Source organism: Bacillus sp. G1(2015b) (assembly GCF_001482475.1).
GTDB lineage: Bacteria > Bacillota > Bacilli > Bacillales > Bacillaceae > Bacillus > Bacillus safensis.
This window is the reverse complement of sequence record NZ_LKIC01000026.1, coordinates 407,196-425,534: the sequence shown is the minus strand read 5'-3', so window position 1 is coordinate 425,534 and position 18,339 is coordinate 407,196. Positions and strand designations below refer to the sequence as shown.

Annotated in this window: 21 protein-coding genes; 10 read left to right on the top strand and 11 right to left on the bottom strand. The window is 41.3% G+C overall.

The features are described from left to right. Window positions 1-57: 57 nt before the first annotated feature. The 3 genes from AMR95_RS13730 to AMR95_RS13720 all read right to left on the bottom strand — a co-directional run bounded on the left by AMR95_RS13730 (window position 58) and on the right by AMR95_RS13720 (window position 2,617). Complete coding sequence (locus AMR95_RS13730; RefSeq protein ID WP_058838577.1) at window positions 58-846, bottom strand: PAS domain-containing protein; 789 nt, start codon at window positions 844-846, stop codon at window positions 58-60. A gap of 152 nt (window positions 847-998) precedes the next feature. Further along, window positions 999-1,859, bottom strand: coding sequence for a Cof-type HAD-IIB family hydrolase (locus tag AMR95_RS13725; protein WP_231746894.1), 861 nt, complete (start codon window positions 1,857-1,859; stop codon window positions 999-1,001). A 401-nt stretch (window positions 1,860-2,260) separates the two neighbouring features. Beyond that, window positions 2,261-2,617 (bottom strand): hypothetical protein, encoded by a 357-nt coding sequence (locus AMR95_RS13720; protein WP_041087904.1) that lies wholly within the window; start codon window positions 2,615-2,617, stop codon window positions 2,261-2,263. Window positions 2,618-2,734: 117 nt separating this feature from the next. Here AMR95_RS13720 and AMR95_RS13715 point away from each other — a divergent pair, with 117 nt between their 5' ends. Further along, on the top strand, window positions 2,735-3,145 hold the full coding sequence (locus AMR95_RS13715; RefSeq protein ID WP_024423692.1) for a YwpF-like family protein: 411 nt from the start codon (window positions 2,735-2,737) through the stop codon (window positions 3,143-3,145). 221 nt (window positions 3,146-3,366) lie between these two features. Here AMR95_RS13715 and mscL read toward each other — a convergent pair whose 3' ends face one another. Both mscL and fabZ read right to left on the bottom strand, forming a co-directional pair. Continuing rightward, window positions 3,367-3,762 (bottom strand): large conductance mechanosensitive channel protein MscL, encoded by a 396-nt coding sequence (gene mscL / locus AMR95_RS13710; protein ID WP_024423693.1) that lies wholly within the window; start codon window positions 3,760-3,762, stop codon window positions 3,367-3,369. Window positions 3,763-3,889: 127 nt separating this feature from the next. After that, window positions 3,890-4,324 carry a 3-hydroxyacyl-ACP dehydratase FabZ gene (fabZ, locus tag AMR95_RS13705; RefSeq protein WP_039182021.1) on the bottom strand — a complete coding sequence of 145 codons (435 nt, stop codon included), beginning with the start codon at window positions 4,322-4,324 and terminating at the stop codon, window positions 3,890-3,892. A 219-nt stretch (window positions 4,325-4,543) separates the two neighbouring features. Here fabZ and AMR95_RS13700 point away from each other — a divergent pair, with 219 nt between their 5' ends. Continuing rightward, window positions 4,544-5,599: a tetratricopeptide repeat protein gene (locus AMR95_RS13700; RefSeq protein ID WP_058838575.1), complete on the top strand. Its 1,056-nt coding sequence runs from the start codon at window positions 4,544-4,546 to the stop codon at window positions 5,597-5,599. 14 nt (window positions 5,600-5,613) lie between these two features. Here AMR95_RS13700 and AMR95_RS13695 read toward each other — a convergent pair whose 3' ends face one another. From AMR95_RS13695 to spoIIID, 4 genes are all read right to left on the bottom strand, one after another. Then, window positions 5,614-6,432 (bottom strand): flagellar hook-basal body protein, encoded by an 819-nt coding sequence (locus AMR95_RS13695; RefSeq protein WP_047202527.1) that lies wholly within the window; start codon window positions 6,430-6,432, stop codon window positions 5,614-5,616. A gap of 29 nt (window positions 6,433-6,461) precedes the next feature. Continuing rightward, the gene (locus tag AMR95_RS13690; protein ID WP_039182029.1) at window positions 6,462-7,301 is read right to left on the bottom strand and encodes a flagellar hook-basal body protein; all 840 of its coding nucleotides are present in this window, start codon (window positions 7,299-7,301) and stop codon (window positions 6,462-6,464) included. 124 nt (window positions 7,302-7,425) lie between these two features. Continuing rightward, a complete protein-coding gene (gene mbl, locus AMR95_RS13685; RefSeq protein ID WP_007497573.1) occupies window positions 7,426-8,427 on the bottom strand; it encodes a cell shape-determining protein Mbl in 1,002 nt (333 codons plus the stop codon). 184 nt (window positions 8,428-8,611) lie between these two features. Then, a complete protein-coding gene (gene spoIIID / locus AMR95_RS13680) occupies window positions 8,612-8,890 on the bottom strand; it encodes a sporulation transcriptional regulator SpoIIID (protein WP_008343327.1) in 279 nt (92 codons plus the stop codon). 347 nt (window positions 8,891-9,237) lie between these two features. Between spoIIID and AMR95_RS13675 the strand changes: the two genes are divergently transcribed. The 3 genes from AMR95_RS13675 to AMR95_RS13665 all read left to right on the top strand — a co-directional run bounded on the left by AMR95_RS13675 (window position 9,238) and on the right by AMR95_RS13665 (window position 11,568). Continuing rightward, a complete protein-coding gene (locus AMR95_RS13675) occupies window positions 9,238-9,651 on the top strand; it encodes a MarR family winged helix-turn-helix transcriptional regulator (protein ID WP_024423697.1) in 414 nt (137 codons plus the stop codon). A 15-nt stretch (window positions 9,652-9,666) separates the two neighbouring features. Then, window positions 9,667-10,854 carry an MFS transporter gene (locus AMR95_RS13670; protein WP_039182032.1) on the top strand — a complete coding sequence of 396 codons (1,188 nt, stop codon included), beginning with the start codon at window positions 9,667-9,669 and terminating at the stop codon, window positions 10,852-10,854. Window positions 10,855-10,968: 114 nt separating this feature from the next. Continuing rightward, a complete protein-coding gene (locus tag AMR95_RS13665; RefSeq protein WP_024423699.1) occupies window positions 10,969-11,568 on the top strand; it encodes an undecaprenyl-diphosphatase in 600 nt (199 codons plus the stop codon). Between the two features lie 38 nt (window positions 11,569-11,606). On the opposite strand, the gene AMR95_RS13660 is transcribed toward AMR95_RS13665, so the two are convergent. Then, window positions 11,607-12,995 (bottom strand): MFS transporter, encoded by a 1,389-nt coding sequence (locus AMR95_RS13660; protein WP_058838574.1) that lies wholly within the window; start codon window positions 12,993-12,995, stop codon window positions 11,607-11,609. Between the two features lie 169 nt (window positions 12,996-13,164). Here AMR95_RS13660 and AMR95_RS13655 point away from each other — a divergent pair, with 169 nt between their 5' ends. The 5 genes from AMR95_RS13655 (at window position 13,165) to AMR95_RS13635 (ending at window position 17,288) form a co-directional block, all read left to right on the top strand. Then, window positions 13,165-14,052 carry a transporter substrate-binding domain-containing protein gene (locus tag AMR95_RS13655; RefSeq protein ID WP_058838573.1) on the top strand — a complete coding sequence of 296 codons (888 nt, stop codon included), beginning with the start codon at window positions 13,165-13,167 and terminating at the stop codon, window positions 14,050-14,052. Window positions 14,053-14,093: 41 nt separating this feature from the next. Further along, window positions 14,094-14,771, top strand: coding sequence for an amino acid ABC transporter permease (locus AMR95_RS13650; RefSeq protein WP_082672241.1), 678 nt, complete (start codon window positions 14,094-14,096; stop codon window positions 14,769-14,771). Window positions 14,772-14,781: 10 nt separating this feature from the next. After that, window positions 14,782-15,522 (top strand): amino acid ABC transporter ATP-binding protein, encoded by a 741-nt coding sequence (locus AMR95_RS13645; protein WP_058838571.1) that lies wholly within the window; start codon window positions 14,782-14,784, stop codon window positions 15,520-15,522. 192 nt (window positions 15,523-15,714) lie between these two features. After that, window positions 15,715-16,923 carry an ammonium transporter gene (locus AMR95_RS13640; protein WP_058838570.1) on the top strand — a complete coding sequence of 403 codons (1,209 nt, stop codon included), beginning with the start codon at window positions 15,715-15,717 and terminating at the stop codon, window positions 16,921-16,923. A 17-nt stretch (window positions 16,924-16,940) separates the two neighbouring features. Continuing rightward, window positions 16,941-17,288, top strand: a complete 348-nt coding sequence (locus tag AMR95_RS13635; RefSeq protein ID WP_039182051.1) for a P-II family nitrogen regulator — start codon at window positions 16,941-16,943, stop codon at window positions 17,286-17,288. 87 nt (window positions 17,289-17,375) lie between these two features. Here the strand turns inward: AMR95_RS13635 and AMR95_RS13630 are convergent, their stop codons facing one another. After that, window positions 17,376-18,272, bottom strand: a complete 897-nt coding sequence (locus AMR95_RS13630) for a peptidoglycan DD-metalloendopeptidase family protein (RefSeq protein WP_034281210.1) — start codon at window positions 18,270-18,272, stop codon at window positions 17,376-17,378. Window positions 18,273-18,339: the final 67 nt, after the last annotated feature.

Genomic DNA, 18,339 nt, shown 5'->3' with positions numbered 1-18,339 from the left:
GAGGACTTTTCTCAAGTTTCATGAAAAGTCCTCTTTTTTATTTGATATAAACGTAAGCTAAATGTTCAGTTTTTTCAATGCAGATTTCACATTCATATACGTATTTAATTCACGGAAGTCCTCTCTCATTTCTCCCATTTTCATGGCAAGATTCGGTTTAATTCCTGTCACAATGAGTTCAGTACCCGTCATTAAAATCAAATCGTTCAGCTTAAAGATCGCATCTGCCACAAATGAATCCACTTCTAATAATCCGGACAGATCGACAATAAAATAATCATCCTTGGATTGAGAGATATAGGTGGAGACCGTTGAAATGATCTTATCAAATCTTGGCGCTGTTAATGTACCAATGATCGGTAACACAGAGATCCCATCTTTCACAGGAACGATTGGTACAGAAATATTCAGCACTTCATCAATTGATTGCTCAAGAAGCTCTTGCTGTTCCTTCTCTTTCGTGACATCCTTTTGCAGACCAACGAAATAAAGACGTTTCCCTTCATTTTCGTCAATCCAAAGAGGAGCAACACTTAACTCGTTCCAAAACATTTGTCCAGATTTTTTATAATTTTTCAGCTGAACAGTGACAGCCTCTTTGTTCTCAATGGCTGTTCTAATTTGTTTGAGAGCGATTTGTTCAGTTTCATCTCCCTGAAGGAAACGACAATTACTCCCCAATACTTCGGTTTCTTGATAGCCTGTCATATCTAAAAAGCCCTTGTTCACATATATTAAAGGATTATCAGGTAAAGACGGGTCCGTCACCGTCAGGCCAACCTGAGTATAGTCCAAGGCTTCCTTGATTAAATGCAGATTTTCGGACTTATAAGATTCCAGCGCCATTCGTTTACTCTCCTTATTTTCCTTACAAGCGGTTATATTCTTAATTAAATTATATGATGTTCCACATCATGTGTAAATAGAAGTGGTTCTGAATTCCTCTTTTGTAGAATGCGCTTCATCCTATGTGATTTATACCGCGACATCTGATTCATCTATTTCAAAAGGTGCCGGATCATATGCGCCACACCATGTTCATCGTTTGATAACGTGACGTGGTCAGCGATTTCTTTTATATCCTGCCTCGCATTCCCCATCGCAACCCCAACACCTGCAGCTTGAAGCATCGATTCATCATTTAAACTGTCTCCTACAGCCGCTGCCCTGCTTAAAGGAATACCTAGTCTTTCTGCCAGCCTTGTTAATGCCTGCCCTTTAGACGCGTGCTTTGAACCAATTTCAAAGTTATGATCAGCCGAACTGACCAATGTTAAATCTGAATCATCACCAAACATATCCCATCCCGCTTTCAATCTGTCCTGAAAGAAAGAAAAACCTAAGATGTTGTAAAATGAAAGCTTTCGATCCTCACGAAACAATTCTTTATATGTATCAATATAAGAAAAACCAGACTGGCTGTATTGAACTTCTGCCGCTTGCTTTAAGACATTTTGATCCGTTTCTGGATTTGCACTTTTTAAACGGTCCATTTCAATCGCAAGAAGCTCTCTGCCGCGATTCGGTGTGAAAATGGCTTCGTTTGTAAAGACTTCATAATAATAATCACGTTCTTCCAGCCATGACAATATGTGTTTAGCCTTTTCTTCTTGTAAAGCAGCTGAATGGTACACTTGTCCAGTTGGATCATGAATCACAGCTCCATTGGCACTAATCACCCATGTATTCATACCAAGCTGGTCAAAAATAGACTTCACATCAAAATACGCTCTCCCTGTTGAAACGACAACCTCAATTCCATTCGCAGCTGCTTCCTTTAATGCCTGCTCGTTTTCCTGACTCACTTTGTGTTCACTGTTCAATAAAGTGCCATCTAAATCTGTTGCGATTAATTGAATGTTTGTCATCGTTCTCTCCTTTTTGTCTTTATTTTCAACCGATATACCGTTAACAAAATCCATCATCATTATGTAATGAGTATCCACTATTTGCAAGAGCTGATCGGTTAAACAGTGAATAAAAGGGTATCCGGCCACGCATTATGACCGGATACACACAAAGGGGATTCATAAGGGGACACATGACCTATACAAAGAAGCATTGGTTCTATTACGCAGTGTTCATATGCACAAGGCAGCATCTATCAGCTTTAGCTAGAGGGGGCTGTCAGATGATAGACGTTACCTTTTGATTGGGACTTGCCTCCTTTCCTTTCAGCTACCCCTAGTCTACGGAGAAAGGCCTGGTGTGACAAAACGTGAAAATAGCAAAATAGGCCTTCAAATTCTCTATATCCTCATTAATTTCTGTTTTTTACCGCTTGCGTATAAAACATCATCTTGTTTTGTTTGATGAAATACTTATTTTTCATAAATTGATAAAAAATATCTGAATGAATCCAATTACTAGAAGGCATGTGAATATAATCAGATCCGTCCCACGCAAACCAATAAAAACAAAGCCGGCCATCATGAACCGACAGCTGAAACTCAAAGCAGTCCATTTGATCCTCAGTGACATATTGAAACGTGAGTGACTCTCCTTCTTCCATATAGACATCACAAAATGAAAGAATGTCTCCCCACGAATAAACACGTATATCACTCTTTGCCTTCTCCTCGCCAATATGAATATTTCTCAATTGATAGGACTCCATAAAACATCTCCTTTCACTCATGTGCAGCTAGTTCTAAGCAGGCAGCGGTTTCATTTATACAGATGTTGTATGCTATAATAATACTTACGAATAATGAACGCTTGTGAGGTGATAAATATGAAAACCTTTAGGCTGATTGATTTAAAAATTGAACTTGATCCACAGCAAGATAAAATGTCCAGCATTCCCCTTCGTGACGGTTTAATCATTAATAAAGAAGACGGTGAAAATCACTGGATGATCGAGGCACTCATTCCAAAGAAACATAGACAGGTGTTTGAGGTACTCTTTCAGCAGCACACAGAAGTGAAGATTCTTGTAACGATCACTAAAGAAAACAACCGCCCTGTACACCTATCTGTCCAAGTCAAAAACATCGTTGCCTTAGAAGAAAACATTTCTGTATTACTCGATGGTAAAATGATTACAAATCGTTACAGAACAGAAACTGAAGAAGTATTAAAAGACCTCGTCAAAGAGGGGCTTTCAGGAGAAAAACTACTGGATGCTTTTAAACAAAACACATAAAAAAGAGCGGGATCAGCCGCTCTTAGATTGTTGACAAAGGGCTAAAATGAACTTGATTTAAGCCCTTTGTCTTCTTTTCAGCGTGTTTGAAAACCTTTGAAGTCTAGGAAGGACGAGCACTGGAACGGAGCGAATTTAACATTCGTGAGTACCGGAGCGCAGACCTGACACCGAATGCAAGGGTTTGTCTACACGCTGAGAGCGGGATCAGCCGCTCTTTTTTATTGCACATCTTTAGACTGGCTTTGATTTTTCAATAGATCTCTAATTTCAGTTAGCAAAACTTCCGTTTGATCCGGCGTTTCCACAACCTCTTCTTCCTCGACCTTTTTCCGTTTTAACTTATTCAAATAACGAATAAAGATAAAAATGGAAAACGAGATAATTAAGAAATCAACCACTGTTTGAATAAAGTTTCCATATAAAATTTGAGCAGCTCCGATTTTAATGGATAAACCGCTAAAGTCATGCCCTCCAATAATAATACCGACAAGCGGCATGATTAAATCATTCACAAGAGAAGTGACAATTTTGCCAAATGCTCCCCCAATGATGACACCTACAGCCAAGTCAATGACATTGCCCTTGACGGCAAACTCTCTAAATTCTTTCAGCATCCTTTATCACCTTCATCTTTTTTTGTCTAATATGACGTTTTTTTGTCAAAATTGCAAGTCCTTATCCGTTCTAACTGAACGTTTCTAAATAAAAAAGCGATTCATGCTTGATGAACCGCCAGGAAAATCATGATACTTTAGGACCGATAGAAAATGTCAAGTCTGCTTCACATGCAACTTCGCCATCTACTGTCGCTACTGCTTTTCCTTTTGCAACCGGCCCGCGGAGGCGCGTCACTTCAACCTCTAAACGAAGCTGGTCTCCAGGCTTGACCTGTCTTTTAAAGCGGCAGGCGTCAATCCCTGCAAACAAACCAATTTTCCCTTTGTTTTCTTCCTTACCTAACATAATCACACCAAAAACCTGTGCGAGTGCTTCTACAATAAGCACACCCGGCATGACTGGGTATCCTGGGAAATGGCCATTAAAAAATTCTTCATTTACTGTGACATTTTTAATCCCAACCGCTCTTTTTTCTCCCTCAACCTCTAAAATACGGTCGACCAATAAGAATGGATAACGGTGTGGAATAATGTCTTGAATTTGCTGAGCATCAAGCATATCTTGATCTCTCCTTCTTTTCTATATCGCTGATCTTCATGTGATTCCTATAGAAGTATATTATGAATGCTGGCATTTTTCAATATTCGCCTCACGTATATGGTAAAAAATAGAATCTACCATTACCAATTGTCATCAAATATAATCCACACTACACTCATTGTTTTTTCACAAATATGGTAATATATATTACATCATTGATTAAATAAGAGGGTAAAAATGAATTTTATGAGCGATAAATCCATAAAAAAACTTCTCCATTCCTGGTATACAATGCTGAAGCATCGACATTTTTCGAAGGCTGAAGAAATCAAAAAAACACTACTAAAATATAAACGTAAATTATCAAAAAAACAGGAGCTCTATTTCCATTATCAGCTGGTGCTTTTTCGTCATCAGCTCTGGATGAATCAAACAGAGGACTTAGAAAAACTCAAACACGAACTGCTGCCACACAAAGATGAAATGAACGAAGAACTACAATATTATTTTTACTTCTTTCTCGGATTATATGAATCTTTAAAAAGTGACCAAAATGATGCGATTCATTATCTCGAAAAGGCAGAGGAACGACTGCCATTGCTTAACGATGAGCTGGAAGAAGCAGAGTTCCATTTCCGTACAAGCGGTGTTTATTATAACAACCGTTACTCGTTGTTATCGATTCGTCATGTTCAAAAAGCCATGGATATTTTTGCAAAGCACGAAGACATCCACAGCATCTATCGGTGTAAAATTGTACTCGCTCTTAACTATAGCGACCAAAAAAAATATGAGGAAGCAGAAGCTATTTTCATTGAGATTATTGATTACGTGAAAAAGATTGATGATCAAGAGCTGCTCGGTATCGTTTATTATGACGCTGGCTTTATTCAGTCGAGACAAAATCGTCACAAAGAAGCACTGGACTACTTTAAAAAAGCGCTTCGTCTCCCAGCATACCGAAAGTCAGCACACTCCTATGTATCGTGCCTATACGAAACTGTGCGTTCCTGCTTTAAAGAAAATTTAACCGATGAAGGGATGAAGTATATTCAAAAAGGGCTGAAAGAAGCCGTTGCTTCGCAGTTTGATATATTAAGAATGAAGTTTCAAATCTTATCTCTTCTCTACAGCCAAACGCCAAAGGCAGATGAGCAGATCGCCACGCTCGTCACATGTCTTGAACGAAAAGAAGCCTGGATTGATCTTGAGGATCTGCTTGCTGATGTCTCAGATTTTTATAAAAAAAAGGGCGACTTTGAGCGAGCCGCCTTTTTTATCATGAGAGGCTGATACGAGCCTGCTGATTATCGAATTGTATTAATTAATCCCAGCATCTGATCGCCCATCGTAATAGATCTTGAGTTCAACTGATAGGAACGCTGCGTTGTCATGAGGTCTGTTAATTCTTTCGACATGTCCACATTTGACGTTTCCAGCGCACCTTGCTGAAGCTGAATCGCCTCTCGGTTTGCTCCATTTAGTGCTGTTAGTGCGCCTTGATAGGTTCCGTCGACTGAGAACAAATTATCTCCTTCAGAGACAAGTGCTGATGAATTATTGACTTGTACAACGCCTAGATTCACTTGCTGATTCGGTTGATTATCTCTTGAAATCGCCGTAAGCCGTCCATTTTTATCGATTGAAATATCACGGAAATTCGCATTTAAGACGATTGCATTCCCATTTTCATCAAGAATCGGATAGCCTTCGCTCGTGACAAGCTGTACTTGGTTACGGTTATTGCCCGGCTGTAAGTAAAGTGAACCATCTCTTGTATAACGGATATTACCGCCGGCGTTGACCTGCAAATACTGCGACGGCGCTCCGAATGCAACATCAAGATCACGTCCAGTTTCTTTAATTGAGCCTTGCAGCGAGTTAATGGACGCATTGACCATTGTCCCCGTACCAAGCCTTAACCCAGCAGGTGTCAGACGACTGTTTGCCACCTGCTCATTTTTTTCATCTACCTGATTAAACTGCTGTCTGATCAGCTCTGAGAAACGAGTGTTTTTCGCGCGGTACCCTGTTGTCTCACTGTTCGCGATGTTGTTGCTGATGATGTCAAGCTGCTTTTGCACTTCATTCATCGAGACAGCTGCGTTTATCATCGTTCTAAGCATAAGTATCCTCCTTTCTTTTTATTTCTTGATTAGTACACTCTTCCAATTTCATTCACTGCTTTTTCTAAGCTTTTATCATACGCCTGAACCACTTTTTGGTTTGTTTCAAATGCTCGGTAGGCTGTTGTCATATCTGTATATGATTTCGTCACATCGACGTTCGACAGCTCCGATACCCCTTGGCTTAACGTATAGGACATTTGACCGTTATTGACTGCACTTGGGAGGGGTTGATTATCAGCTGTACGATATAAATCATTTCCTTCACGCGCTAGGTTTCTTGTATCCATCGCCACTCGCACATCGATTTGACCAAGATTTTGGCCATTTTCAGTGACAGTACCATCTGCATTCACTTTGAAATTCTCACTCTGAACCGTAATCGGCTGGCCGGTCACGGAAAGAAGAGCACGTCCATTAATGGTCAACTGATTTTGTGCGTTCAATGTAATGGAGCTGCTTTTCGTATAACGAACGCCTTCTGGTGTGTTGACCGCATAAAATAGCGCTGATTTCTGATTGGTCTCAGGATTGATCGGCACATTATTTTCAACTAGTGCTACATCTGTTGTTTGATCTGTTGTTTTTAAAGTTCCCTGTGTAAATTGAGGGATTAATTCCTGCATATATGTCCCAGTATTGATTCCACCAATCGGCGATTGTAATGGAACACTAAAGCCTTTGCCTGAGGATGTTTGGAAACGTCCTGATTCCATTCGGCTCAGCAGCATTTCTGGAAATGCACGCATTGCCCCTTCATCTGCTTTATAACCTGGCGTATTCGCATTTGCGATATTATTTGAAAGCATTTCTGTCCGCCGCTCTTGAGCGATCATGGCAGATGTTGCGGTGTATAGTCCTTTTAACACGTGCTCACCTCATTCAAATTCTTTCACATGACCTAAACACAATCTTCTATGAAATATATCGGTTAATTAGCAGGGTTCTTTAATAAAAATCCCCCATTCTTTCTAAAAAGAATGAGGGAAACCATTAGCTGAGTTTACGCTTTGGCAGCTTGTCCATATTATCAAGCATCACACCAGTACCAACTGCCACACAGTCCATTGGATTTTCAGCAACGAAAACCGGTACTTTCAGCTCTTCTGCAAGCAATTGATCAAGCCCGTTTAGAAGAGCTCCGCCACCTGTAATGATGACGCCGCGATCGATAATATCAGCTGATAATTCAGGCGGTGTTCTCTCAAGAACTTGTTTCGCAGCCTGAACAATCGCAGATACAGATTCACGCAATGCTTCTTCTACTTCTTTGCTTGTGACGGTAATCGTTCTTGGTAATCCTGTCACCATGTCTCGACCACGAATTGAAATCTCTTCGTGACGTGCGTCTGGGAATACCGTTGCAACTTGGATCTTAATATCCTCAGCCGTGCGCTCACCGATCAACAGCTTGTACTCTTTTTTAATGTAGTTTAGAATTTCCAGATCAAATTTGTCTCCAGCCATTTTAATAGAAGAGGCGGTTACAATGTCACCCATTGAGATGACAGCGATATCTGTCGTTCCGCCTCCAATATCTACGACCATGTTTCCACTTGGCTGAAAAATATCCATACCAGCACCAATGGCTGCTACTTTTGGCTCTTCTTCAAGAAATACATGCTTACCACCGCTTTTTTCAGCAGCTTCTTTGATCGCCTTCTGCTCAACAGATGTAATGTTTGTCGGGCAGCAGATGAGCATACGCGGCTTAGAGAATAGCCCTTTCACATTTAATTTGTTAATAAAATGCTTGAGCATCGCTTCAGTTACTTCAAAATCAGCAATTACGCCATCTTTTAATGGACGAATCGCAACAATATTCCCAGGCGTACGTCCAACCATACGTCTAGCCTCTTCTCCAACAGCCAAAACTTTCCCGCTGTTTTTGTCAAGAGCTACCACAGATGGTTCATTTAACACAATTCCTTTTCCTTTGACATGAATCAGTACATTGGCAGTACCAAGATCAATTCCAATATCCCTAGCAAACATCTATATATATCCTCCTTGAAAATCTGTTTCCATAGCAAATACCACATTCTGCCCTAATTATATATTCTATCATAATTTGCAGAAAAAAAGATATTTCTTTACAAAAGTCTTTACAAAATTTGTGGTTAGAAACTACCGATATGAGGAAGATATATATATCATGTTTATGAACAAAGAACTAAGCTTACTGTTTCACAGGCTCGCCTTCTAAAATTTCTTCTTTTTTATACTTTAACTTGGTGGCTTCTCCTCCTCGCAAGTGGCGGATTGATTTATGATAATCCAGTATCTCCTTCACTTCATTAGCCAGATCTGGATTAATTTCTGGCAGTCTTTCTGTTAGATCCTTGTGTACAGTACTTTTAGAGACTCCAAATTCTTTCGCAATAACACGAACGGTTTTCTTTGTCTCCACGATATACTTTCCTATCTTGATTGTTCGCTCTTTGATGTAATCGTGCACACCACTCGACCTCCCTAAAATGGATGTGAGAAGTGTGAAATGAGATCCGTATGAAGATTATCCATTTTCAGCGGCGCTTGTTCGTCGTAATTTCTCATCCATTAGGTAGTAAATGCCAAACACGATCCCTCACCTCAAACACTCTCTTTGTCAGGTTTGTAACAGTGTATTAGCATTGAATAGGGAATATGCTAAAAATGAAGATGGGACAAGGGATTTATCAGAAAAGGCAAAACAAAAAATCATTTCGGGGCGCGAAAATTTTCACTTTACAAGAAAGGATTCAGCACGTAAAATAGAAAAGGTGAATTTATTTACCTAGCTAAATATTTAAAAAAGGTGAGCATATGGATACGTTAAATAGAGAATGTTTACATCAAATACATCAAGGCGCACGACTGCTGTCTAAAAAGGCGAACGAAGCGCTTGCTGCTTATGACTTGTACATGTCCCAGTGGACTGTGCTTTTTTGTTTGGATACATTCGGCCCGAAAACCCAAAAAGATATCTGGACATATTTGAACGTGGAAGCACCGACGATCACTAGAACCGTCACCCGTTTAGAAGCAAACGGCTGGGTGAAACGTGTACAAGGAAAAGACAAACGTGAGAATCTGATCGTGATGACAGATGATGCAAAAGCCCGATTTGAAGAAATCAAACGCACGATGGAACAATTTGAAGAAGAATGTCTTTCAGATTTTACCTACGAAGAAAAACAACTCCTCCATACACTTTTACACAAATTATCAACTGAATAGGAAGTGACATACATCATGAACGAACGTATTTGGACAAAAGACTTTATTATGATTGTCCTGGTGAATTTATTTACGTTCACCTCTTTTTATGCCCTTTTGACATTACTGCCCATTTACACAATGGATGAACTAAATGGAACAGAATCACAGGGCGGCCTCCTTGTGACGGTCTTCTTATTGTCTGCCATTGTGACAAGACCTTTCTCGGGTGCCATTATTGAGAAATTCGGCAAAAAACAGATGGCGATTTTCTCTTCTACGGCCTTTGCCTTACTCACTTATTTATACATCCCGATTGATCAATTCCAAACGCTTCTTATACTGCGTTTCGTACAAGGGATCTTTTTTAGTATTTTGACGACAGTAGCCAGTGCCATTGCGGCTGATATGATCCCGAAACATAAACGCGGGGAAGGACTCGGATACTTTGTGATGTCCATGAACCTCGCTGTTGTCATCGGTCCATTTATCGCACTGAATCAAGTAGGAAAAATAGGATTTCATTCCTTATTTCTTCTCTTTTCCATTATCGTAACGATCGGAGCCGCTTTTACGATGCTGATTAGACAGCCAGAGCCGGAAAACGGAGGAAGCATCGTCTTCCGATTCACGTTTTCTCACCTGTTTGAAAAAGGCGCATTAAAAACAGCGGCCGTCGGCATCATTATTTCCTTCTGTTATTCGCCGATTATTTCATTTATTTCAGTTTATGCAAATTCACTCCATTTGATGGGTGCAAGCAGTTATTTCTTTATTGTGTTTGCGGCTGCAATGCTTGGATCACGTCCATTTACAGGCAGACTTTTTGACCGCGTTGGAGCTCACGTTGTGATCTATCCTTCGATTGCCCTTTTTGCCATTGGTTTATGGATGCTGACTGCGACACATTCAGCCACAATGCTTCTTCTATCAGGCGCTGTGATTGGACTTGGCTACGGATCGCTCGTGCCATGTTTACAAACACTTGCGATTCAGCACTCACCAGCTCACCGTACAGGATATGCGACGGCCACTTTCTTCACCCTGTATGATACGGGTATTGCTGCTGGCTCATTTGTCTTTGGACTCCTTGTCAGCTTCACAGACTTTTCAAATGTGTACCTCATTGCGGGTATTGTGGTCTTACTGAGTATGGGCGTTTTTTATTGGAGCGAACGAAAACCCCAGGAAGCAAAAGCACAAAAGGTCTCCCTTTCAGAATAAAAGGATACTATTTTAAACTTCACCGGAAACATGCTAAAATATAGGATATTTCAAATAGAGCATACAAGCTTTTTTGAAAAATAGTTGGCATTAAGCGAAAGTATAGGTGATGTTTTGAATTACGAATTGTTTAAAGTCATACACGGGATGGCTCACCATTCTGAGTTTTTAGATCAGGCCATGATATTCATTACGAAAAAGGCCATTCTTGTGTATGCCCTTGTCTTATTGATTTGCTGGTTTTTAGGGAATCACAAATTTAAGAAGCATGTCTTCTTTTCCGGTGTAACAGGCATTGCAGCACTTATCGTCAACTTTGCCATTACATTGTTTCATTATGAAGAGCGGCCGTTTGTGGCGCATAAAGTCGACACACTCATCCCGCACTCAGCAGACGCTTCCTTCCCAAGTGACCATACAACAGGTGCACTGGCTCTTTCATTAGCCATTCGATCCCGTAATAAAAAGCTCGGCAACATCTTGCTCGTCTTTGGATTACTCACAGGATTCTCCCGCATCTGGGTTGGTCACCATTATCCATTTGATGTTTTAGGCAGCTTAGTCGTATCGATTGTGGTTGTCTTTATCATGAATAAATTATGGAAGTTCTTTGACTCACCTATTGATCGTATCGTGACATTTTACGAGACAATTGTGGGGAAAATTTTCAGAAGGAAGACAAAGGATCAGGGCTCAGACCTGTCCAATTCTTAAGCGGTTTTGCGATAACGTGATGAAGATTCTTCTCTCACTTATCGTGCCGCTTTTTTTATTGGCTGTCTCCCTCTAACCATACTTGAAAAATAAAGACTGACACCAATGCCAATAAGAGAAATGATGATCAACGTCCAGCCTAATTGCGCAAAATGAGAACCAGCAATTTCATCCCCAAAGAGCATGCCAAGCACAGCAGATGACAGAATGGAACCAAGGTAGCGGCATGTTTGAAAAAGTCCAGAGGACGTGCCAATCATTTGCTGAGGACTTGCTTTGAGCATCGCAGCTTGAAGCGCAACATTCCCAATTCCATAACTGAGTCCAAGCAGCGCTAGAACCAATCCTTTCCCCCATAATGGCGCAGGAATAAAAAAGAAAGTCATTGCAGACGCTCCAGCCAGCATCAATACTGCACTCGCTAAAACTGGATGACGTTCATCCCCGCGATCTACCCACTTTCCTGTCAGAGGCGACACAATAATGCTCACTCCTGACATACACAGCATAAAAAGACCCGTCATCTCCACACGCCAGCCTAACTCATCCTGAAAATAACTCGGCAAACCAAAAAAGAGACAATAGAAAAAGATATTTAAGATGATAAATTGCACATACACAAGTGACAGCCGCTGCTCATCTCTGAACATCCGTATTTGAATAAACGGTTCATCCACCTGATACTCCCACCAAATAAAAGCGCCTGCACTCAGGAGACAAAGAATGCCTTGAACATATTGAATGCCATCACCGAGTGATAATAAAAATGAAAGCAGGAGAACAATGCAGACAGTAAAAAGAAGCATCCCTGGCAAATCGAGTGTTCGCACGGTTTCGCCTATGCGCAGCTTTCTCTTCTTCTGCTCCTTCGGAAACAAAAATAGACCGAGAAAGAAACTGATCAAAATAAACGGCAGATTCACTAAAAAGATAGCCGGCCAGCCGCCAATGGTCATTAGAAATCCGCCAAGCGTCGGCCCAAGTGCCGTCATCGCTGAAGCAAAAATGGATAATACCGCTAACGCAGAAGCCTGTTTTTCTTGAATATGATCCCGAATGAGCCCTACACCAGAAGGATAAATGGCACTGCTTCCAATCGCCTGTAACAGACGGATCACAATCAGCACCGCAAACGTCGGGGCAAACGGCGCGCAGATGGCTGAGACTGCGACAAGAATGAGACCGAATAAAAATAAGGTTCTCCGGCTCATGACATGATCCCCAATCCGGCCACTCACTGGCTGCGTCACTGCACTTGCTAAATAAAAAGAAGAAATAAGCCAAGATACAGTCGTAAACGACAAACCGAATTCATGCTGAATTTGATGCAAGGCTAAAGCAATCATTGATGAATTCAGCGGATTCAACATCGTTCCAAAGGCAATAGCGGTTAAAAAAACTTTTCGATTGTCTGTCCACTTGTGCATACACTACTCCTCTTTCTGGCATGTCTTTGCCCATCCTCCCGTTATTATGAGATTCAATTCCCTTTTTTACCCTGATCAAATCGAGTTCTCTCTCGGAAAAGCTAGACATACATTTTAAAAAGGGCGGCTTTTGGAAAAGCACATATAAAATTGAGAATATGAGGAAGAGATGGTAATATTCATTTCATATTTAAAAGCCTACTTTCTCCTTACAGGGAGAACGGCTGAAAAGGAGGAGAAGCTTATTATTAAAAAAAGACGGTTTTGGGTCCCAGCCCTTTTCTCGGTTGCAGTATTACTTCTGTCTTCGTGTGGTTCAAACGAAACAAATGGGAACGGAGATAAACGTAATTCTACAGCGAAAGGGTCGCCAATTTTGGAGGATGGAAAATTTATTTTTGCAGCATCAGGGGAATTTCATCCGTTTAGTTACATGGATGGAAATCAGATGTCCGGCTTTGATATCGACGTAGGCAATGCGATTAGTGACAAACTAGGTCTCGAACCTATACAGAAAAAATATAAATTCGCAGGCATCGTCGAAGGTGTGAAAGCAGGTAAATTTGATGCGGCAGTTGCCAGTCATACCATCAATGAGGAACGAAAAAAACACGTCCTTTTTTCTAAGCCCTATTACTACTCTGGTCCGCAAATTTTCACAAGACCTGGAGCAGACATTCAACATGCTGATGACTTAAAAAACAAAGAAATTGCTGTATCAAAAGGATCGTCCTACGCTGATATTGCAAAGGAACATAGCGGGCAAGAACCAAAATATTATGATAGTGATGTCGTCGCCTTAGAAGCACTAGCCAACGGAAAACACGATGCAGTCGTGACAGATTTCGCCACAGGTGCAGAAGCGATGAAGAAAAAATTGAAAATCGAAGCGCAGGAAAGACTCGGACAAAGCGAGCAGGCAATTGCTGTATCAAAAGAAAATGAACAGCTCATAGAAGAGATCAACGATGCGATTGATGCATTAAAAAAAGACGGAACATTAAAACAAATTAGTGAAAAGTACTTTGATGAAGACATCACGGTCAAACAAGATTAAAACCACGATTGTGCGCCTTTTTATAGGCGCACTTTCTTCAAATGGAGATGATTGTTTTGCCTACCTTAGCACACTTTTTTCAGACACTCATTGATTCTAGAGGCATTTTCGTAGAAGGAATGCTGATCACCTTACAGCTCACGGTGATTAGCATCTTCATCGGTATGTTCATCGGGCTCTTCTTTGCTTTATTGAAAATATCCCGCATAGCCGTTTTCGGTTATATTGCCAATGCTTATATCTTTCTTGTACGCGGAACACCACTTATTGTTCAAATTTTCATCCTATATTTCGGTCTCACAGAATTGAATATACCCGACTTCTGGGCTGCTTCCATTGCGCTCGCCTTTCATAATGGCGCCTATATAGCCGAAATATTTAGAGGCGCCATCCAATCCATCGATCAGGGGCAAAAAGAGGCAGGACGCTCTCTTGGCATGGGTCGTTTTTTAACCATGAGGCGCATCATTCTCCCGCAAGCGATGCGGCGCGCCCTCCCCCCTCTTGGCAACCAGTTCATTATCGGCTTAAAAGATTCATCACTCGCCGCCTTTATTAGTGTGAATGAACTATTTAACGTCGCCACTACGCAAGGCTCCAACAACTTTGATAATATGACGTATTTACTTGTTGTAGCCGTCTATTACTTAGTTCTTGTCCTGCTGTTAACATTCGCTGTCCAAACCTTTGAGAAGAAATTATCAGCCAGTGACCAATAGGAGGAGTAGTATGACAGAATCAAAGGAAGTCATTCGTGTTGAAAAACTCAATAAATACTTTGGAGAGCTTCATGTTTTAAAAGATATCGATCTCACCGTTTATGAAAATGATGTAGTCGTCTTAATTGGCGCAAGCGGTTCTGGAAAAAGCACCCTGCTCCGCTGTATGAACTTTTTAGAAATAAAAAATGACGGAGATATCATCATCGATGGCAGCCCTGTTCATCCAAAGCGCGATCAATTAAACGAAATGAGACAAAAAATAGGAATGGTGTTTCAGCATTTTAATCTTTTTCCGCACAAAACTGTGCTTGAAAATATCATTGAAGCACCTATTATGGTGAAAAAAACAAAAAAAGCGCAAGCCATCGCCGAAGCCATCGCCTTGTTAGAAAAAGTCGGACTTGCAGATAAAGCCAACGTATATCCTTCTAAACTATCAGGCGGTCAAAAACAGCGTGTAGCCATCGCCAGATCTCTCGCTATGAAGCCTGATGTCATGTTATTTGACGAACCTACGTCTGCCCTTGATCCAGAGCTTGTAGGCGAGGTGCTGCAAACGATGAAAAGCCTCGCAAAAGAAGGCATGACCATGGTCATTGTCACACATGAAATGGGCTTTGCGAAAGAAGTTGCTGACCGTGTCGTCTACATGCACGAGGGCCGCATCGTCGAAGAAGGCGTCCCTTCGGAATTATTTGATTCTCCTAGGGAGGAACGTACAAAACTGTTTCTCAGCTCCATTTTATAGGTCAAACGCCCTTCATTTTTAGTGCTTAACTGACGTTTTTGCTCATTTTTTACGAACTTTTCATCCATTTATATTGAACTTAACCAAAAAACCATGTTAGATAAACTTACACGTATATGTTATATATGACTTTTCTCTCTATAATGAAGAATTAAGAAAACAATAATTCTGAATGATTCGGGGGAATGCAGCATGCAAATGGGTGATACAGTATTTATGTTCTTCTGCGCACTACTCGTGTGGTTAATGACACCGGGTTTAGCTTTATTCTACGGAGGACTCGTGAGAAGTAAAAACGTGTTAAGCACAACCATGCACAGCTTAACGTCACTAGCGATCGTTTCAATCGTATGGATCGTATTCGGTTATTCCTTAGCTTTTGCACCAGGCAATGCATGGATCGGAGGATTAGAGTGGGTTGGCCTAAAAGGCGTAGGCTTTGAGCCCGGTTCCTATAGCGAGACCATTCCACATTCATTGTTCATGATGTTCCAAATGACCTTTGCCGTCTTAACAACAGCTATCATCTCAGGTGCCTTTGCTGAACGGATTCGCTACTCAGCAGTCGTTGTATTTACACTTCTTTGGGTCACATTTGTATACGCTCCAGTCGCACACTGGGTATGGGGCGGCGGTTGGATTGGCGAGATGGGTGCGCTTGACTTCGCAGGCGGAAACGTGGTTCACATCTCATCCGGTGTTGCAGGTCTTGTCGTGGCGATTGTGCTCGGGAAGCGTAAAGACGCAGCAAGCTCTTCTCCGCATAACTTGATCTACACCCTTCTCGGCGGAGCTGTCATCTGGTTTGGCTGGTTTGGTTTTAACGTGGGGAGTGCTCTTACATTAGACAGCGTGGCCATGTTTGCCTTTATTAACACCAATACAGCCGCTGCTGCAGGAATCATCGGCTGGCTGTTAGTAGAGTGGATGATCAACAAAAAACCAACCATGCTCGGCGCGATCTCTGGAGCCATCGCAGGTCTTGTCGCCATTACACCTGCCGCAGGCTTTGTTACACCGTTTGCTTCTATTATAATAGGATTCATTGGCGGGATCGTCTGTTTCTGGGGCGTCTTTTCTCTCAAGGCCAAATTTGGCTATGATGACGCACTAGACGCATTCGGCCTTCACGGAATTGGCGGTACTTGGGGAGGAATTGCAACAGGACTTTTCGCCACAACTTCTGTCAATGACGGTGGAGCCAATGGCTTATTTTACGGAGATCCCAGCTTACTTTGGAAACAAGTGGTCGCGATTGTTGCCACGTACGCTTTTGTTGCCGTTGTAACATACGTGATCATCAAGTTGGTCAATGTCTTCTTCAAAATTCGTGCAACCGAAGAAGAAGAATCCGTGGGTCTTGATTTAACCATGCACGGTGAAAAAGCTTATCAAGATTAAGAAAAAGGGGTGTCTCTATGAGCAAAATGTATAAAGTGGAGATTGTCACACGTCCAGCTAATTTTGAAACATTAAAGGTGGAGCTTGGAAAGATTGGTGTCACCTCGATTACCTTTTCAAATGTACACGGCTGCGGCTTACAAAAGGGACATACAGAGCTATACCGCGGTGTCAAAAGAGAAAGCAACGTGTACGAACGATTAAAGATCGAAATCGTCCTAAGCAAAGTACCTGTCGAACAGGTCGTTGAAACAGCTCAAAAGGTACTTCGTACAGGCGAACCAGGGGATGGGAAAATTTTTATATATGAGATAGCAAATACAATCAACATTCGGACAGGTGAAGAAGGACCTGCCGCCCTATAGTTTATCCTCCGCCGAGTGGCGGAGGATCTTTTTAAGCAGAAAAAAACCTCTGCATATTTTTATATACACAGAGGACCTTGTAAGACATTAAGATTGTTTAGTTTCTTCTGACTGACTGCTGTCTTTAGAGGAATCAGAAGACTTTTCTTGATCAGAGGATTTCCCCTTCTCATCAGACTTTTCTTCCGATTTTTCTCCAGCTGGCTCTTTGGCTTTATCTTCAGCAGCAGGTTCCTTCGTTTTTTCCTCAGTCTTTGGCTGAGCAGGTTCTTTTGCTTGTTCCGTCACTTCTTGCGCTGCTTTTTCAATCGTAGAAACAGGCTTGTCAATGAAGCTAAGCGGATTAAGCGCTAAACCTTCCATACGAATTTCAAAATGCACATGGTTGCCGCTTTCAGCGCCATATAGGTTTTTACCAGAAGCACCAATGACATCATTCTGCTTCACTTCATCGCCTTCTTTGACACTCACTTGTGACAACGATTGATAGACAGTTGATAATCCATCTTCATGTTCAATTTCAACGACATGACCAAGAACTGGATCTTTTTTCGCTTGAACCACTGTTCCACTAAGAGCAGCTGTGACATCAAACACTTTGCCATCTTTATCTGCAAGATCAATACCTTTGCTCAAGGTATAGGTGTTATTATAGTTTACAAGTGCTGCTTCTTTTTCTTTTTGGTCAGCATCTGCTTCATAGAACTTTTTCACGACAGAAACATTATCAGAATTCTGGACCGGCATTGCGACATTTTCAATTGGCTTTCCAACTTCAACAGCATCATCGCGCTGTTCTTGCCCTGTTTGATTTCCATCAGATAGTTGGTCTTTCACATCTTTTGATACAGCTTGATACCAAAGAACGGCTGTTAACACGACCGCTGCGCTGACCAAGTAAATAGCAGGGAATACCCAGCGCTTACGGAAAAATTGCTGAACTTTTGTGATTTTGGAAGTACGTTTCTTTTCTTCCTCTCTCATTTTTCATCACCTCAGCAACATTCTGAACACTTTTCAAAAAATATATACACATGAAATCATTTTTCTT

Excerpts from the sequence above, each read along its gene's own strand:
- AMR95_RS13670 (WP_039182032.1), top strand. The coding sequence starts at position 9,667 with ATGAACGAACGTATTTGGACAAAAGACTTTATTATGATTGTCCTGGTG.
- AMR95_RS13645 (WP_058838571.1), top strand. The coding sequence starts at position 14,782 with ATGACAGAATCAAAGGAAGTCATTCGTGTTGAAAAACTCAATAAATAC.
- AMR95_RS13695 (WP_047202527.1), bottom strand. The coding sequence starts at position 6,432 with ATGCTTAGAACGATGATAAACGCAGCTGTCTCGATGAATGAAGTGCAA.
- mbl (WP_007497573.1), bottom strand. The coding sequence starts at position 8,427 with ATGTTTGCTAGGGATATTGGAATTGATCTTGGTACTGCCAATGTACTG.
- AMR95_RS13700 (WP_058838575.1), top strand. The coding sequence starts at position 4,544 with ATGAATTTTATGAGCGATAAATCCATAAAAAAACTTCTCCATTCCTGG.
- AMR95_RS13730 (WP_058838577.1), bottom strand. The coding sequence starts at position 846 with ATGGCGCTGGAATCTTATAAGTCCGAAAATCTGCATTTAATCAAGGAA.
- AMR95_RS13720 (WP_041087904.1), bottom strand. The coding sequence starts at position 2,617 with ATGGAGTCCTATCAATTGAGAAATATTCATATTGGCGAGGAGAAGGCA.
- AMR95_RS13640 (WP_058838570.1), top strand. The coding sequence starts at position 15,715 with ATGCAAATGGGTGATACAGTATTTATGTTCTTCTGCGCACTACTCGTG.
- AMR95_RS13715 (WP_024423692.1), top strand. The coding sequence starts at position 2,735 with ATGAAAACCTTTAGGCTGATTGATTTAAAAATTGAACTTGATCCACAG.
- AMR95_RS13655 (WP_058838573.1), top strand. The coding sequence starts at position 13,165 with ATGGTAATATTCATTTCATATTTAAAAGCCTACTTTCTCCTTACAGGG.
- AMR95_RS13675 (WP_024423697.1), top strand. The coding sequence starts at position 9,238 with ATGGATACGTTAAATAGAGAATGTTTACATCAAATACATCAAGGCGCA.
- AMR95_RS13660 (WP_058838574.1), bottom strand. The coding sequence starts at position 12,995 with ATGCACAAGTGGACAGACAATCGAAAAGTTTTTTTAACCGCTATTGCC.
- mscL (WP_024423693.1), bottom strand. The coding sequence starts at position 3,762 with ATGCTGAAAGAATTTAGAGAGTTTGCCGTCAAGGGCAATGTCATTGAC.
- AMR95_RS13630 (WP_034281210.1), bottom strand. The coding sequence starts at position 18,272 with ATGAGAGAGGAAGAAAAGAAACGTACTTCCAAAATCACAAAAGTTCAG.
- AMR95_RS13635 (WP_039182051.1), top strand. The coding sequence starts at position 16,941 with ATGAGCAAAATGTATAAAGTGGAGATTGTCACACGTCCAGCTAATTTT.
- AMR95_RS13650 (WP_082672241.1), top strand. The coding sequence starts at position 14,094 with ATGGAGATGATTGTTTTGCCTACCTTAGCACACTTTTTTCAGACACTC.
- fabZ (WP_039182021.1), bottom strand. The coding sequence starts at position 4,324 with ATGCTTGATGCTCAGCAAATTCAAGACATTATTCCACACCGTTATCCA.